At 71.0% G+C, this 14640-nt stretch carries 15 protein-coding genes; 6 read left to right on the top strand and 9 right to left on the bottom strand.

All coding sequences use genetic code 11. The annotated features are described in order from the left end of the window. Positions 1 to 30: 30 nt before the first annotated feature. On the bottom strand, positions 31 to 1002 hold the full coding sequence (locus tag OG912_RS29765; RefSeq protein ID WP_327712014.1) for an aldo/keto reductase: 972 nt from the start codon (positions 1000 to 1002) through the stop codon (positions 31 to 33). Between the two features lie 65 nt (positions 1003 to 1067). After that, complete coding sequence (gene argH, locus OG912_RS29760; protein WP_327712013.1) at positions 1068 to 2501, bottom strand: argininosuccinate lyase; 1434 nt, start codon at positions 2499 to 2501, stop codon at positions 1068 to 1070. A 308-nt stretch (positions 2502 to 2809) separates the two neighbouring features. On the opposite strand from argH, the gene OG912_RS29755 reads away from it, so the two are divergent. Then, complete coding sequence (locus tag OG912_RS29755) at positions 2810 to 3403, top strand: pyridoxamine 5'-phosphate oxidase family protein (protein ID WP_327712012.1); 594 nt, start codon at positions 2810 to 2812, stop codon at positions 3401 to 3403. A 64-nt stretch (positions 3404 to 3467) separates the two neighbouring features. After that, positions 3468 to 4169 carry a L,D-transpeptidase family protein gene (locus tag OG912_RS29750; RefSeq protein WP_327712011.1) on the top strand — a complete coding sequence of 234 codons (702 nt, stop codon included), beginning with the start codon at positions 3468 to 3470 and terminating at the stop codon, positions 4167 to 4169. Between the two features lie 6 nt (positions 4170 to 4175). Here the strand turns inward: OG912_RS29750 and OG912_RS29745 are convergent, their stop codons facing one another. The 5 genes from OG912_RS29745 to argC are packed head-to-tail and all read right to left on the bottom strand — an operon-like array spanning position 4176 to position 9009. After that, on the bottom strand, positions 4176 to 4712 hold the full coding sequence (locus OG912_RS29745) for an arginine repressor (RefSeq protein ID WP_326735174.1): 537 nt from the start codon (positions 4710 to 4712) through the stop codon (positions 4176 to 4178). 10 nt (positions 4713 to 4722) lie between these two features. Next, positions 4723 to 5934: an acetylornithine transaminase gene (locus OG912_RS29740; protein ID WP_326735175.1), complete on the bottom strand. Its 1212-nt coding sequence runs from the start codon at positions 5932 to 5934 to the stop codon at positions 4723 to 4725. Further along, positions 5931 to 6833 (bottom strand): acetylglutamate kinase, encoded by a 903-nt coding sequence (gene argB, locus OG912_RS29735; RefSeq protein WP_326735176.1) that lies wholly within the window; start codon positions 6831 to 6833, stop codon positions 5931 to 5933. The genes OG912_RS29740 and argB overlap by 4 nt, the downstream gene beginning before the upstream one ends. After that, complete coding sequence (gene argJ / locus OG912_RS29730) at positions 6830 to 7984, bottom strand: bifunctional glutamate N-acetyltransferase/amino-acid acetyltransferase ArgJ (RefSeq protein ID WP_327712010.1); 1155 nt, start codon at positions 7982 to 7984, stop codon at positions 6830 to 6832. The genes argB and argJ overlap by 4 nt, the downstream gene beginning before the upstream one ends. Continuing rightward, a complete protein-coding gene (gene argC, locus OG912_RS29725) occupies positions 7981 to 9009 on the bottom strand; it encodes an N-acetyl-gamma-glutamyl-phosphate reductase (protein WP_327712008.1) in 1029 nt (342 codons plus the stop codon). The genes argJ and argC overlap by 4 nt, the downstream gene beginning before the upstream one ends. A gap of 247 nt (positions 9010 to 9256) precedes the next feature. On the opposite strand from argC, the gene OG912_RS29720 reads away from it, so the two are divergent. Beyond that, positions 9257 to 9997, top strand: coding sequence for an esterase/lipase family protein (locus OG912_RS29720; RefSeq protein WP_326735179.1), 741 nt, complete (start codon positions 9257 to 9259; stop codon positions 9995 to 9997). A gap of 110 nt (positions 9998 to 10107) precedes the next feature. On the opposite strand, the gene OG912_RS29715 is transcribed toward OG912_RS29720, so the two are convergent. Further along, positions 10108 to 11754 carry a TlrC/CarA/OleB/SrmB family ABC-F type ribosomal protection protein gene (locus tag OG912_RS29715; protein ID WP_327712007.1) on the bottom strand — a complete coding sequence of 549 codons (1647 nt, stop codon included), beginning with the start codon at positions 11752 to 11754 and terminating at the stop codon, positions 10108 to 10110. A 284-nt stretch (positions 11755 to 12038) separates the two neighbouring features. Then, positions 12039 to 12428: a DUF5997 family protein gene (locus OG912_RS29710; RefSeq protein ID WP_326735181.1), complete on the bottom strand. Its 390-nt coding sequence runs from the start codon at positions 12426 to 12428 to the stop codon at positions 12039 to 12041. Positions 12429 to 12485: 57 nt separating this feature from the next. Between OG912_RS29710 and OG912_RS29705 the strand changes: the two genes are divergently transcribed. From OG912_RS29705 to OG912_RS29695, 3 genes are all read left to right on the top strand, one after another. Next, positions 12486 to 13331 carry a LysR substrate-binding domain-containing protein gene (locus OG912_RS29705; RefSeq protein ID WP_327712006.1) on the top strand — a complete coding sequence of 282 codons (846 nt, stop codon included), beginning with the start codon at positions 12486 to 12488 and terminating at the stop codon, positions 13329 to 13331. Positions 13332 to 13395: 64 nt separating this feature from the next. After that, on the top strand, positions 13396 to 13908 hold the full coding sequence (locus tag OG912_RS29700) for a DinB family protein (protein WP_327712005.1): 513 nt from the start codon (positions 13396 to 13398) through the stop codon (positions 13906 to 13908). 129 nt (positions 13909 to 14037) lie between these two features. Further along, positions 14038 to 14535: a peptidylprolyl isomerase gene (locus tag OG912_RS29695; protein WP_327712004.1), complete on the top strand. Its 498-nt coding sequence runs from the start codon at positions 14038 to 14040 to the stop codon at positions 14533 to 14535. Positions 14536 to 14640: the final 105 nt, after the last annotated feature.

Below are 14640 nucleotides of genomic sequence, written 5' to 3'. Positions count from 1 at the left end.
CCGGGTCGGGGTGGCGGATGCGCGAAGGGCTCAGCTCCACGGGAGCGACGCGCGGTGCCGCCAGTACGCCTCCGGCTCCTCCACCAGCGCGTCCAGCCGGGCCCTGCGCTCCTCATCGAGGTCGAGGACGGCCGCGTGGAGGTTGCCGGCGAGCTGGCCGACGGTCGCCGCGCCGGAGAGCACGACCCCGGCCCATGGCTGGTGCAGCACCAGCGCCAGGGCGACCGCGTCGCTGCCGAGGCCCTCCTCGCCGGCGATCTCCCGCATCACGGCGGGGGCCTCCGTGCCCGCGAGCCGGCCGTTGGCCATGGCTTCCTTGACGATGACGGTGAGCCCCGCGGCATGGGCCTCGGCGAGCGCCGGTCCGGCCGAGGTCTCCAGCGCGTTGTAGGTGGCCTGGACCGTACGGAAGAGGGGTTCGCCGTCCACCATGACGGTGAGGGCGGCACGGATCGCGTCCGCCTGGGCGGGGCCGCTGGTGGAGAGGCCGACACTGACCCCTTCGGCGGCGAGCGCGGCAAGCCGGGCGTGCAGCTCCTTGTCGGTGAGCGCCGGGCTGTCGGGCGTCACCGAGTGGATCTGGTAGAGGTCGAGCCGGTCCCCGAGCAGCTCGCCGGTCTCGGCGCGCTGGCGGTCGAACGTGGCGAGGGTGTGGTCCTTGACCTCGTGCGCCTCGGCGTCGACGCTCCAGCCGGCGGTGTACGTGTAACCCCACTTGCTCCCGACGACGACGTCGCGGACCTCGGGCCGGGCGGTCAGCCAGTCACCGAGGAACTCCTCGGAGCGGCCGTAGGAACGGGCGGCGTCGAAGTACCGGACGCCCTGCGCGTAGGCCGCGTCCAGCAGTTCGTGCGTCCGGGCACGCAGGTCGTCGACGGTCCGCTCACCTGGCAGGTCGCGGTCACGGTGGAGGTTGATGTAGCCGGGCCTTCCGACCGCGGCCAGGCCGAGCCCGATGTGGGCGGTCGGGGTGGTCGCTGTGGTCAGTCGGGCGAACGGCATCGCGGGCTCCTCGTGGTCGGCAGGAATCTCGCCTACCCCCAACGTAGCCCGCGATGCGCATCGGGCTACTTGCGCGCCGCCGCCCAGGCGTGCTGCGTCGCCAGGTCCGCCTTGACCTCGGCCAGCTGGACGGCCACGGCCGAGGGCGCCGTGCCGCCCCGGCCGTTACGGGAGGCGAGTGCACCGGCCACGTTGAGGACCGTGCGGACCTCGGGGGTGAGGTGCTCGGAGATCTTCGCGAACTGTTCGTCGGTCAGCTCGTCGAGCTCGATGCCGTGGCTCTCGCACTCCTTGACGCACTCGCCGGCGACCTCGTGGGCGACGCGGAACGGGACGCCCTTCTTGACCAGCCACTCGGCGATGTCGGTGGCGAGCGAGAAGCCGGCCGGGGCCAGTTCCTCCATGCGCTCGCGGTTGACGGTGAGGGTGGCCATCATCCCGGTGAAGGCGGGGAGCAGGACTTCGAGCTGGTCGCAGGAGTCGAAGACCGGCTCCTTGTCCTCCTGGAGGTCGCGGTTGTACGCGAGCGGCAGGGCCTTGAGTGTGGCCATGAGGCCGGTCAGGTTGCCGATGAGCCGGCCCGACTTGCCCCGTGCCAGTTCGGCGATGTCGGGGTTCTTCTTCTGCGGCATGATCGAGGAGCCGGTGGAGAAGGCGTCGTGCAGGGTGACGAAGGAGAACTCCTTCGTGTTCCAGATGATGATCTCCTCGGCGATCCGGGAGAGGTTGACACCGATCATCGCGGTGATGAACGCGAACTCGGCGACGAAGTCCCGCGAGGCCGTTCCGTCGATGGAGTTGCCCACCGAACCGCCCTCGAAGCCGAGATCGGCGGCGACCGCCTCCGGGTCGAGCCCGAGCGAGGAGCCGGCGAGCGCGCCGGAGCCGTACGGCGAGACCGCGGTCCGCGCGTCCCACTGCCGCAGCCGCTCGGCGTCCCGGGACAGGGGCTGCACATGGGCCAGGACGTGGTGGGCGAAGAGCACCGGCTGGGCGTGCTGAAGGTGCGTACGGCCGGGCATGGCCACATCCGGGTGCGCCTCGGCGAGGCCGACGAGGGCGTCCTGGAGCTCGGCGATGAGACCGCCGATGACGCGGGCGTGGTCGCGCAGGTACATCCGGAAGAGCGTGGCGATCTGGTCGTTGCGGGACCGCCCGGCCCGCAGCTTGCCGCCGAGGTCGGGGCCGAGGCGCTCCAGCAGTCCGCGCTCCAGTGCGGTGTGGACGTCCTCGTCGGCGATCGTGCCGGTGAAGGAGCCGTCCGCGACATCGGCTTCCAGCTGGTCGAGTCCGGCGGTCATCCGCTTCAGCTCGTCCTCGGTGAGCAGGCCCGCCTTGTTGAGGACGCGCGCGTGGGCACGGGAGCCGGCGATGTCGTACGGCGCGAGCCGCCAGTCGAAGTGGACGGACGCGGACAGCCTGGCCAGCGCCTCGGCCGGACCGTCCGCGAAGCGGGCGCCCCAGAGACGTACGTCGCCGTTGCCGTTGCCGTTGCTCACTGCGTGCTCCTCGGAAGAACCAGGGGGTTGGATGTGCGACCGCTTTCCCGCGCGAGTGCGACGCACTCGGTCACGGATGCCTGCTCACGGCGCGATCCACGGTGCAGCCACTGCCGCAATCACTATCAGGCATAACTATGCGATCCTCTGTATGTTTTGTCAAAGCTGCGCGGGGCGGGCCGTCCGCGCGCCGTGCGCCCCGCGCGGCGCGGGTGGCGGCGCAGCACCTTCTCCGGGCGGCCGGGCATCTCCGTCCCACCGGCTGAAATCCCCCCGCCACACCGGGAAGCGGGGCGGATAATCGGCCCATGGGAAAGACATATGAACGCATAGACGGACGGCTGCGCACCTTCATCGAGGCGCAGCCCGTATTCTTCACCGCCACATCCCCGCTGGACGCCGACGGCACGGTGAACCTCTCACCCAAGGGCGTCAGCGGATCGTTCGCCGTCCTCGACGAACAGACGGTGGCTTACCTCGACTTCGCCGGGAGCACCGCCGAGACGGTCGCCCATCTCCGCGAGAACGGGCGCATCACGCTGATGTGGTGCGCCTTCCAGGGGCCGCCGAACATCGTGCGGGTCCACGGCCGCGGTGAGCCGGTCTTCCGTGACGACCCCCGGTTCCCGGAACTGCTCGGACGGTTCGACGGGGTCGACCCCTCACTGCACGGGCTGCGGGCGATCATCGTGGTCACGGCCGAACTGATCCGGGACACGTGCGGATACGGCGTGCCCTTCATGAGTTACGACGAGGACCGCACGCTGCACGGGCAGCGCTTCGCCCGGGAGGACGACGCCTCGCTCAGCGCCTACTTCGAGAAGAAGGAGCACGTCGCCACCAGCATGGACGGGCTGCCGGGACTGCCGCTCCCCCTGCCGGTCATGCCGCCCGCGTCCTGAGCCACTGGGCCGTACGGAGCAGGTCCGCAGGTGGTCCGGCGACGGCCGGTCTACGGTCCGGGGCATGCGCAGACTTCTGGTGACCGGTTCGGTCCTGCTCGCTCTCGCCGGACTGGTCGGAGCCCGTCCGCCGGCGGCGGCGCCGCTGCCGTTGCGGCTGGCCGGCACGGGCGGGGGCAGCCAGCTCATCACGGCCGAGGCAGCCGGTACCGCATCCACCACGGGCACGGTCACCTGGTGGAGTCTGCGGGCCGGCCGCTGGGTGGCGGCCGGGTCGGCGCCCGCCCGCTTCGGAGCGAACGGGCTGACCGAGGGGGCTTCGCGCAAGCAGGGCACGAACACGACACCCACCGGGCTGTACGAACTGCCGTACGCCTTCGGGGTGAAAGCGGCCCGGCCCGGGACGCGCTACCCGTACCGCCGGGTCACCGACCGGTCGTGGTGGTGCCAGGACACCGCGGCGCGCGCCTACAACCGGTGGGTGGAGCCGCGCCCCGCCGACTGCCGGGCGGCCGAGGCCGAGCATCTGATCACGTATCCGACGCAGTATGCCCGGGCCCTCGTCGTCGGGTTCAACTACGACCGGCCGGTACGGGACCGGGGCGCCGGGATCTTCCTGCACGTCAACGGGCGCGGTGCGACCGCCGGCTGTGTCTCCGTGCCGGCGGCCGCGATGGACCGGATCCTGGCCTGGGCCGATCCGGCCCGCCGTCCGCATCTCGCGATCGGGACCCGCTCGGGCCCGACCGCGATCACCCGCTACTGACGTACGTCAGCGCTCGTTCTGCGCCAGCCGCAGCAGATGGTCGGCGAGCGCCTGCCCACCGGCCGGGTCGCGGCTGATCAGCATGAGCGTGTCGTCTCCTGCGATGGTGCCGAGGATGTCGTGCAGCTCGGCCTGGTCGATCGCCGAGGCGAGGAACTGGGCGGCGCCCGGGGGCGTACGCAGCACGACGAGGTTGGCCGAGGCCTCCGCCGAGATCAGCAGTTCGGCGGAGAGGCGGCGCATCCGCTCCTCCTTGGCGGAGCCGCCCAGCGGTGCGTGCGGGGTGCGGAATCCGCCCTCGCTCGGCACCGCGTAGATCAGCTCGCCGCCGGTGTTGCGGATCTTCACCGCGCCCAGCTCGTCCAGATCCCGGGAGAGCGTCGCCTGGGTGACGCTCAGCCCGTCGTCCGCGAGGAGCTTGGCCAGCTGGCTCTGCGAGCGCACCGGCTGCCGGTTCAGGATGTCCACGATCCGGCGGTGGCGCGCGGTGCGGGTCTGCGGCACGGACGGCCCGCCGTGCTCGGATTCCTGCGCCTCGGTCATCGTCGTCGCCTCATTCTCCGGTGTGTCCTTCGCCGGATCGTTCGTCCCCGTATGCCGCGTCGAGGGCACCGGGCAGTGCCTGGAGGAACGCGTCCACCTCCGCCTCACCGATGATCAGTGGCGGCATCAGCCGTACGACATCGGGGGCGGGTGCGTTCACGAGAAGTCCGGCTCCCTGAGCCGCCTGCTGCACCTGGGGTGCGAGGGGCTCGGTGAGCACGATACCCAGCAGCAGACCGGAGCCGCGGACGTGGGAGACCAGGGGGTGCCCCAGGCCCTCCACGCCGTCCCGGATCCGTTCGCCGAGCCGCTTCACGTTGTCCAGCGCACCGTCGGCGGCCAGGGTGTCCAGGACCGCGAGTCCGGCGGCGCAGGCGACCGGGTTGCCGCCGAACGTCGTGCCGTGGTGGCCGGGTCCGAGCAGATCGGCGGCTGCGCCGAAGGCCACCGTGGCGCCGATCGGCAGTCCGCCGCCGAGCCCCTTGGCGAGGGTGACCAGATCGGGCTCCACGCCCTGGTGGGCCTGGTGCTCGAACCAGGTGCCGCACCGGCCGATGCCGGTCTGCACCTCGTCGAGGACGAGGAGGGTGCCGGTGGCCCGGGTGATCTCCCTGGCCGCCTCCAGATAGCCCTTGGGCGGGACGACGACACCGTTCTCGCCCTGGATGGGCTCGATGATCAGCAGCGCGGTGTCCGTGGTCACCGCGGCCCGCAGCGCCTCGACGTCCCCGTACGGGACGTGCGTGACATCGCCGGGCAGCGGGACGAACGGCTCGCGCTTCTTGGGCTGGCCGGTGAGCGCGAGGGCGCCCATGGTCCGGCCGTGGAAGCCGCCGTCGGTCGCGACCATGTGGGTGCGCCCGGTCAGCCGGCCGATCTTGAAAGCGGCCTCGTTGGCCTCGGCGCCCGAATTGCAGAAGTAGACCCTGCCGGTGCGGCCGAAGAGCTGGAGCAGCCGTTCGGCGAGCGCGACGGGCGGCTCGGCGATGAAAAGGTTGGAGACGTGGCCGAGGGAGGCGATCTGTGTGGAGACCGCCTCGATGACCGCGGGGTGGGCGTGGCCCAGCGCGTTCACTGCGATGCCGCCGACGAAGTCGAGGTACTCGGTGCCGTCGGCGTCCCACACGTGGGCGCCCTCGCCGCGGACGAGGGACAGCTTCGGGGTGCCGTAGTTGTCCATCAGTGCGTGCTGCCAGCGCTGCGAGAGCTCGGCGTTGGTCATGCTTCCCCCTGTGCATCGGGCACGACCATCGTGCCGATTCCTTCGTCGGTGAAGATCTCCAGCAGGATCGAGTGCTGGACCCGGCCGTCGATGACGCGGGCGGTCTCCACGCCGTTGCGTACGGCGTGGAGGCAGCCTTGCATCTTGGGCACCATGCCGCTGGAAAGTTCCGGCAGAAGCCTCTCCAGCTCGGTGGCGGTGAGGCGGCTGATCACGTCGTCGCTGTTGGGCCAGTCCTCGTAGAGGCCCTCGACGTCGGTGAGGACCATCAGCGTCTCGGCGTTCAGCGCGGCGGCCAGTGCGGCGGCCGCGGTGTCGGCGTTGACGTTGTAGACGTGGTTGTCCTCCGCCGAGCGGGCGATGGAGGAGATGACCGGGATGCGGCCGTCGTCCAGCAGCGCCTGGATGGCCCCGGTGTCGATCGCGGTGATCTCGCCGACCCGGCCGATGTCGACGGCCTCGCCGTCGATCACCGGGCGGTGCTGGATCGCGGTGATGGTGTGGGCGTCCTCGCCGGTCATGCCGACGGCGAGCGGGCCGTGCTGGTTGAGCAGGCCGACGAGCTCGCGCTGGACCTGCCCGGCGAGCACCATCCGTACGACGTCCATCGCCTCGGGCGTGGTGACGCGCAGCCCGGCCTTGAACTCGCTGACCAGGCCCTGCTTGTCCAGCTGGGCGCTGATCTGCGGGCCGCCGCCGTGCACGACGACGGGCTTGAGTCCGGCGTGCCGCAGGAAGACGACGTCCTGGGCGAAGGCCGCCTTCAGCTCCTCGTCGATCATGGCGTTGCCGCCGAACTTGATGACGACGGTCTTGCCGTTGTGCCGGGTCAGCCAGGGCAGGGCCTCGATGAGAATCTGCGCCTTCGGGAGTGCGGTGTGCTTCCGCGCGGTGGTCATGAGCTGTACGCGCTGTTCTCGTGGACGTAGTCCGCGGTGAGGTCGTTGGCCCAGATGACGGCCGATTCGTTGCCCGCGGCAAGGTCGGCGGTGATCCCGACCTCCCGGTAGCGCATGTCGACGAGGTCGCGGTCCTCGCCGACGCCGCCGTTCTTGCAGACCCAGACGCCGTTGATGGCGACGTTCAGCTCGTCCGGCTCGAAGGCCGCCTTCGTCGTGCCGATGGCGGACAGGACGCGGCCCCAGTTGGGGTCCTCGCCGTGGATGGCGCACTTGAGGAGGTTGTTGCGGGCGATGGAGCGGCCCACCTCGACGGCGTCGTCCTCGGTCGCGGCGTTGACGACCTCGATCCGGATGTCCTTCGACGCGCCCTCCGCGTCACCGATCAGCTGCCGGGCCAGGTCGTCGCAGACGGCCCGCACGGCCTCGGCGAACTCCCCCTGCTCCGGGGTGATGCCGCTCGCCCCGGAGGCCAGCAGCAGCACGGTGTCATTGGTGGACATGCACCCGTCGGAGTCGACCCGGTCGAAGGTGGTCCGGGTGGCGTCGCGCAGCGCGGTGTCGAGGGCGGGGGCGGCGACGTCGGCGTCGGTGGTGAGGACGACCAGCATCGTGGCCAGTCCCGGGGCGAGCATGCCCGCGCCCTTGGCCATGCCGCCGACGGTCCAGCCCTGGCCGCCGGCTACGGCCGTCTTGTGGACGGTGTCGGTGGTCTTGATGGCGATGGCGGCCTTCTCGCCGCCGTGCTCGCTCAGCGCCGCGGCGGCCTTCTCGATGCCGGGCAGCAGCTTGTCCATGGGGAGCAGCAGGCCGATGAGCCCGGTCGAGGCGACGGCGATCTCGCCGGCGCTGTGGCCTTCGAGGACCTCGGCCGCCTTCTCGGCGGTGGCGTGGGTGTCCTGGAAGCCCTGCGGTCCCGTACAGGCGTTGGCGCCACCGGAGTTGAGGACGACGGCGCTGACCTCGCCGCCCTTGAGGACCTGCTCCGACCAGAGGACGGGAGCGGCCTTGACACGGTTGGAGGTGAAGACGCCCGCGGCGGCGCGACGCGGACCGTTGTTGACCACGAGGGCCAGGTCCGGGTTACCGCTGTCCTTGAGTCCCGCGGCGATGCCCGCCGCGGAGAATCCCTGTGCTGCCGTGACGCTCACGGTGCCACTCCGATCGTGGAAAGTCCGGTGTCCTCGGGAAGTCCGAGGGCGATGTTCATGCTCTGCAGGGCGCCGCCCGCGGTGCCCTTGGCGAGGTTGTCGATGGCGCTGATCACGATGATCCGGCCCGCCGCCTCGTCATACGCGACCTGGATCTGCACCGCGTTGGAGCCGTACACGGAGGCGGTGGCGGGCCACTGCCCCTCGGGGAGCAGATCGACGAACGGCTCGTCCGCGAAGGCCTTCTCGTACACGGCGCGCAGCGACTCGGCGCTCACGCCGGGCTTCGCCTTGGCGCTGCAGGTGGCGAGGATGCCGCGGGGCATCGGGGCGAGGGTCGGGGTGAAGGACACGGTGACCGGTTCGCCGGCGGCGGCACTGAGGTTCTGGATCATCTCGGGCGTGTGCCGGTGGACACCGCCGACGCCGTACGGCGACATGTTGCCCATCACCTCGGAGCCGAGAAGATGCGGCTTGGCCGCCTTGCCCGCGCCCGAGGTCCCGGAGGCGGCGACGATCACGGCTTCGGGCTCGGCGAGCTGGGCCGCGTACGCCGGGAAGAGCGCGAGCGATACGGCGGTCGGGTAGCAGCCGGGCACCGCGATGCGGTTGCTCCCCGCCAGTACGGCCCGCCCGCCGGGCAGCTCGGGCAGGCCGTAGGGCCACGTCCCGGCGTGCGGCGAGGCGTAGAACTTCTCCCAGTCCGCGGCGTCCTTGAGCCGGAAGTCGGCCCCCATGTCGACCACGAGCACCTCGTCACCGAGCTGCTCCGCGACGGCGGCGGACTGCCCGTGCGGCAGGGCGAGGAAGACCACGTCGTGCCCGGCGAGCACCTCGGGGGTGGTCGGCTGAAGCACCCGGCCGGCCAGTGGCCTCAGGTGCGGCTGCAGGGCGCCGAGCGGCTGACCCGCGTTGGAGTTCGCGGTCAGGGCCCCGATCTCGACCTCGGGGTGGACCAGCAGAAGGCGGAGCAGCTCCCCGCCGGCGTATCCGCTCGCCCCTGCCACTGCTGCACGTACCACCATCGAAATCCTCCTCGTCGATGGCATGACTATACGCATTCCCGCAGTTTTATGCAAAGACTTGCGATCATCGGCGTCACCCGGACCGGACCCGTCGTACACGCCGGTGCGGCGCCCCGCCCCGGTAGGAGGCCCCCGCCGCTCGCGAACACCGGTGAATTCGCCGATGCCGCCCGCGCCGCGCGCCCCGACCCTGATCCAAGCAGGCATCCGCATCCCCGCATCCCCACACCCTTGTCAGGAGTGCTCCATGCGTCGTCGTTCACCCCGCCGGCTTCTCGGCGTTCTCGCAGCCGTCACGGTCGCGTTCACCCTGTTCGGCTCGGCATCGACCGCCGGCGCGGCCGGGACCGCGGCTCCCTCGACCGCGCAGTCCGCACAAGCCGCCGTTCAGCCCCTGTCGACCAGCACCCCGGTCGTCTTCGTCCACGGGTACACCGGCAACGCCTCCAACTGGGTCACCGCCAAGAGCGTCTTCCAGCTCAACGGCTGGTCCAGCTCCAAGCTCTTCGCCTACGAGTACAACTCCTACGGCAACAACATCACCAACGCCCAGGGGCTCGCCACCTTCGTCAACAACGTGAAGTCACAGACCGGTGCGAGCAAGGTCGCGATCGTCAACCACTCGATGGGCGGCCTCGTCAGCCAGTACTACCTGAAGGTCCTGGGCGGAAACACCAGCGTCAGCCACCTGGCCTCCATCGCGGGCGCGAACCACGGAACCACGTTCGCCAGTGCCTGCCTGATCTACACGACCTGTCAGCAGATGTACCCGGGCTCGTCGTTCATCTCCCAGATCTCCTCCGGCGACGAGACGCCGGGCGACACCGCGTACGCCACCTGGTACTCGGCGTGCGACGGCGTCATCCTCCCGTACACCAGCACCAAGCTGAACGGTGCGACGAACCACAACGTGGCCTGCCAGACCCACATCGGGTACCTGGCGGACACGATCGTGCTGGGCCAGATCGCGCGCTTCGTAGCCTCCTGACGCGTCACAAGGACCGGACACGTCCCGTTCCCGCCTCCCCCGTCGGGTGGCGGGGACGGGACGCCGGTCGTGCGCCGCCGGCCGCAGCGGCGCCGCGCCCCGGCACGGGCTCAGGGGCCGCCGGTGACGGCCCCCTCGCTCATTTCCAGCCGGGTGCCGCTGAACCGCGTCCGCATCCGGCGGTCGTGGGTGACCAGCACCAGTGCGCCCGCGTAGCCGGCCAGCGCCGCCTCCAGTTCCTCCACGAGGGCCGGTGAGAGGTGGTTGGTGGGCTCGTCCAGCAGGAGCAGGTCCACCGGCTCGCTGACCAGCCGGGCGAGTTCGATGCGGCGTCGCTGACCGTACGAAAGGTCCCCGACGCGCAGCCGCAGAGCGGCCGGTTCGAACAGACCGAGCGCCAGCAGCCGGTCGGCGTGCTCGTCCCGGTCGCCGGGGCGGCCGTGGGCGTATGCCGCCAGTACGGTCAGGCCCGGCGGCCACGGCGTCTCCTCCTGCCGCAGATGTCCCACCCGCCCACGGACACCCACGGTGCCCGCGTCCGGCCGGAGCTCCCCGGCCAGAACCCGCAGCAGGGTGCTCTTGCCGGCACCGTTGGGGCCGGTGACCAGCAGCCGCTCGGCCGGACCGATCCGCAGCTCCGGCACCTTCAGCCGGCCCCCGACGACCACACCGTCGAGCACCGCGGCCGGCGCCTCGCCCGGCCCGCCCGCGGTGGTGATACGGGGCTTGAAGGACAGCGGGTCCGGCGGCGGAGCCACCGCGTTCACGGTGAGCCGCTCGACACGTTCCTTCGCATTGCGGATACGGCTCATCGCGCCGTGGGCGCGACCACGCGCACGGAACGCACCGGCTCCGGAGCCGGGCTTCGTCAGTTTGCGCGGGATGGCGTCCAGGCGGACGGAGTTGGTCTCGGCCACCCGGCGGCTGCGGTCGAGTTCGGCCCGCCACTCGTCGTACCTTTCCTGGCGCCGGCGGCGTTCGGTGGCCTTGGCGGTGAGGTACCCGGCGTAGCCGTTGCCGTGGCGGGAGACGCGGCCGCCGTCGACCTCCAGGACCGTGGCGGTGATCCGTTCCAGGAACACCCGGTCATGGGTGACCGCGACGACCGTTCCGCGGTGGGCCCGCAGGTGGTCCTCCAGCCAGCCGACCGCCCGGTCGTCGAGGTCGTTGGTCGGCTCGTCCAGCAGGAGCAGTTCGGGGCGGGACGCGAGCGTCGCGGCCAGCGCCAGCCGGGACCGCTCGCCGCCGGAGAGCGTGCCGAGCGGCCGGTCCCGGGAGAGCCGGGGCAGACCGAGCCCGTGCATCGCGGTGTCCACCCGGGTGTCGGCGCCGTAGCCCTCGCGCGCCTCGTACTGCCCGGTCAGGCGGGCGTACGCGGCGAGGGCCGCCTCCAGTTCCGGGCCGGGAGGTGCTTCGGCCAGCGCGGCCCCGGCCCTGCGCAGCCCGGACTCCAGGGAACGCAGCTCCCCCAGAGCCACGTCGACGGCGTCCTGGACCGTGGCCTGTGGGGTCAGCCCGATGGCCTGGGCGAGATACCCCGTCCCGCCGGGAGCGATGACGGACACCTCGCCCGCGTCGGGGCGTTCCTCGCCTGCGAGGAGACGGAGCAGGGTGGACTTGCCCGCCCCGTTGTCGCCGACGACGCCGGCCTTCTCGCCGGGCGCGAGACTGAACGAGACCTGTTGGAGCACGGTGCGGTCGCCGTAACGCTTGGTGACGCCGTGCAGGGAAAGTTGTGCGGAGTGTGCTGGGTGCATGCGTAAGCCCCTGTTCCCGGACATGCCGGCAGAACGGATTCATGGATGAATCGGAGCCACGACGGCGGAGCTGAGCTCTACGCGGTCGTGGGCGGGGCGATCACAGCGTTCCCATGGAGAACAAGGTACGCAGAGTCCGGCCGGCCGTCATCCGCTTTTCGGGCCGACGGCTGTCTGCCGTGCGGCGGCATTGCACGGAGACGACGTGTGGGTGGCCTCCGTCCCGCCGGGTGACGGGGAACGGAGACCACCCACATGACGGTCTTCAAAGACGGGTGCGAGCGTTACGAGGCGTTCTTGCGCTCGGCGTTCCGCTCCTTGATGCGTACGGTTTCCTTGCGGACGTCCGCCTGCGTGGCGCGCTCCTTCTGCAGCCACTCGGGGTTGTCCTGCTTCAGGGCGTCGATCTGCTCCGTGGTCAGAGCGTCCGTGACGCCTCCGCGGGCGAGGCCGGAGATGGAGACGCCCAGCTTGGACGCGACCACCGGCCGCGGGTGCGGGCCGTTGCGCCGCAGCTCCTGCAGCCACTCGGGCGGATCGGACTGGAGGGCCGCCAGCTCGGCGCGCGAGACGACACCCTCCTGGAACTCGGTGGGGGTGGCCTCGAGGTACACACCCAGTTTCTTCGCCGCGGTTGCGGGCTTCATTGTCTGGGCGGTCTGGTGCGACGTCATGGTTCAAGAGTATCGAGCGTGTGCGCCGGCTCTGACCACGACCGGTAACCTGGCGGAGTGACAGGCTCGGAAGTATCCCCTTCGTTCCGGCTCGCGTATGTCCCGGGGGTGACGCCCACCAAGTGGGTGCGTATCTGGAACGAGCGCCTGCCCGACGTCCCGCTGGCTCTCGTCGCGGTGCCCGCCGCCGAGGCGCCGGCCCTGCTGCGCGACGGCGGCGCCGACGCGGGTTTCGTCCGGCTGCCGGTCGACGGCACGGATCTCAGCGCGATCCCGCTCTACACCGAGCAGACCGTCGTCGTGATCCCCAAGGACCATGTGGCGGCGGCGGTCGACGGGGTCTCCCTCGCGGAGCTGGCCGACGACATCGTGCTCCATCCGCTCGACGACACCCTCGGCTGGGAGCAGCTTCCCGGCAAGCCCGCGATCGAGCGTCCGGCCACGACGGAGGACGCCGTCGAGCTGGTGGCCGCGGGAGTGGGTGTCCTCGTCGTCCCGCAGTCGCTCGCCCGCCTGTACCACCGCAAGGACCTCACCTACCGTCCGCTGTCGGACGCGCCCGAGTCCCGGATCGCCCTCTCATGGCCCGAGGACAGGACCACCGACCTGGTGGAGGACTTCATCGGGATCGTCCGCGGGCGGACCGTGAACAGCACCCGGGGCCGCACCACGGCGCCCGCGGAGCAGCCGAAGCCGAAGTCGAAACGCACCGAAAGCGGCGGTGCGCGGCGCAAGCCCGCAGCGGGTGCGTCGGCTGGGAAGAACCCTCGGAGCGGTTCCGGCGGGGCCAAGGGCACGAAGGGCGGCGCCCGCGGCGCCAAGGGTGCCGGCGGTGCCAAGGGTGCCGGCGGTGCCAAGGGTGCCGGCGGTGCCAAGCGTGGCAAGCCCCGCCGGCGGCCGTAGCCCGACGTCTCGGCAGACGTCGCAGAGGCACCACTGTCAGACCCTCCTGGCAGCATGAGTGATCATGACGCCCAGCGAACGTCCGATGCCGCCCCTGAACGCCGACGAGCACACCAATCTGGCTGCCTGGCTCGATTTCTACCGGGCCACCGTGGCCGTGAAATGTGACGGACTCACCGACGAGCAGGTGCGCCACGCCTCCGTACCGCCGTCGTCACTGACCTTGATGGGGCTGGTCCAGCACCTGACGGAGGTCGAGCGGAACTGGTTCCGCCGGGTGCTGACCGGTGAGGACGTCCCGCCGGCCGACGGGGCACCGACGGGCCCCGACGGCCACGACGGAGGGTTCGAGCTCTCCGGCGGCCGGGCCTTCGCGGGAGTCTGCGCCGGCTGGCAGGAGGAGATCGCCGTGTCCCGGGCCAACTGCGCCGCACGGTCGCTGGAGGACACGGCCCCCTTCATGGGCGGCGAGGTGAGTTTGCGGTGGATCTACACGCACATGATCGGTGAGTACGCGCGCCACAGCGGCCACGCCGACCTGCTCCGGGAGCGGATCGACGGCAGCACGGGGGTGTGAGGGAGCACACGCGACCGGGCCGGGGGCCTTGGCGGAGTGTCCACCACCTGCCGCCGGACGGTCACCCCTGAGCGGTGTTTGTACGCGCCCGCCCGTCGGGGCCCCGGGAGCAGATGTCAGGATGGTTCCATGACGAGCAAGGTTTACTTCGACATCACCATCAACGACGAGCCCGCCGGGCGGATCGTCTTCAACCTGTACGACGACGTCGTTCCCAAGACCGCGGAGAACTTCCGCCAGCTGGCCACCGGCGAGCAGGGCTACGGCTACAAGGGTTCGTCCTTCCACCGCGTGATCCCCGAGTTCATGCTGCAGGGCGGCGACTTCACCCGCGGCGACGGCACGGGCGGCAAGAGCATCTACGGTGCCAAGTTCGACGACGAGAACTTCAAGCTGGCGCACACCAAGCCCGGCCTCCTCTCCATGGCGAACAGCGGCCCGAACTCCAACGGCTCGCAGTTCTTCATCACGACCATCGTGACCTCCTGGCTGGACGGCAAGCACGTGGTCTTCGGCGAGGTCGCCGACCAGCAGAGCATGGACCTGGTCACGAAGATCGAGGGCCTCGGCTCGCAGAGCGGCCGCACCAAGGCGAAGGTCACCATCGCCGACTCCGGGGCCCTCTGATCCCGGGACGCCCGCAGAACAGCTGACCGGACGCGCCGGCCGACGAACACCGTCGGCCGGCGCGTTCTGTCGTGCGGGGACGGCACCGCACCCCGGACGTGCGCC

Origin of the sequence: Streptomyces sp. NBC_00464 (assembly GCF_036013915.1) — a bacterium.
Classification (GTDB): Bacteria; Actinomycetota; Actinomycetes; order Streptomycetales; family Streptomycetaceae; genus Streptomyces.
Note: the sequence above shows the minus strand (reverse complement) of the source record. Positions and strands in the feature narration are given on the sequence as shown.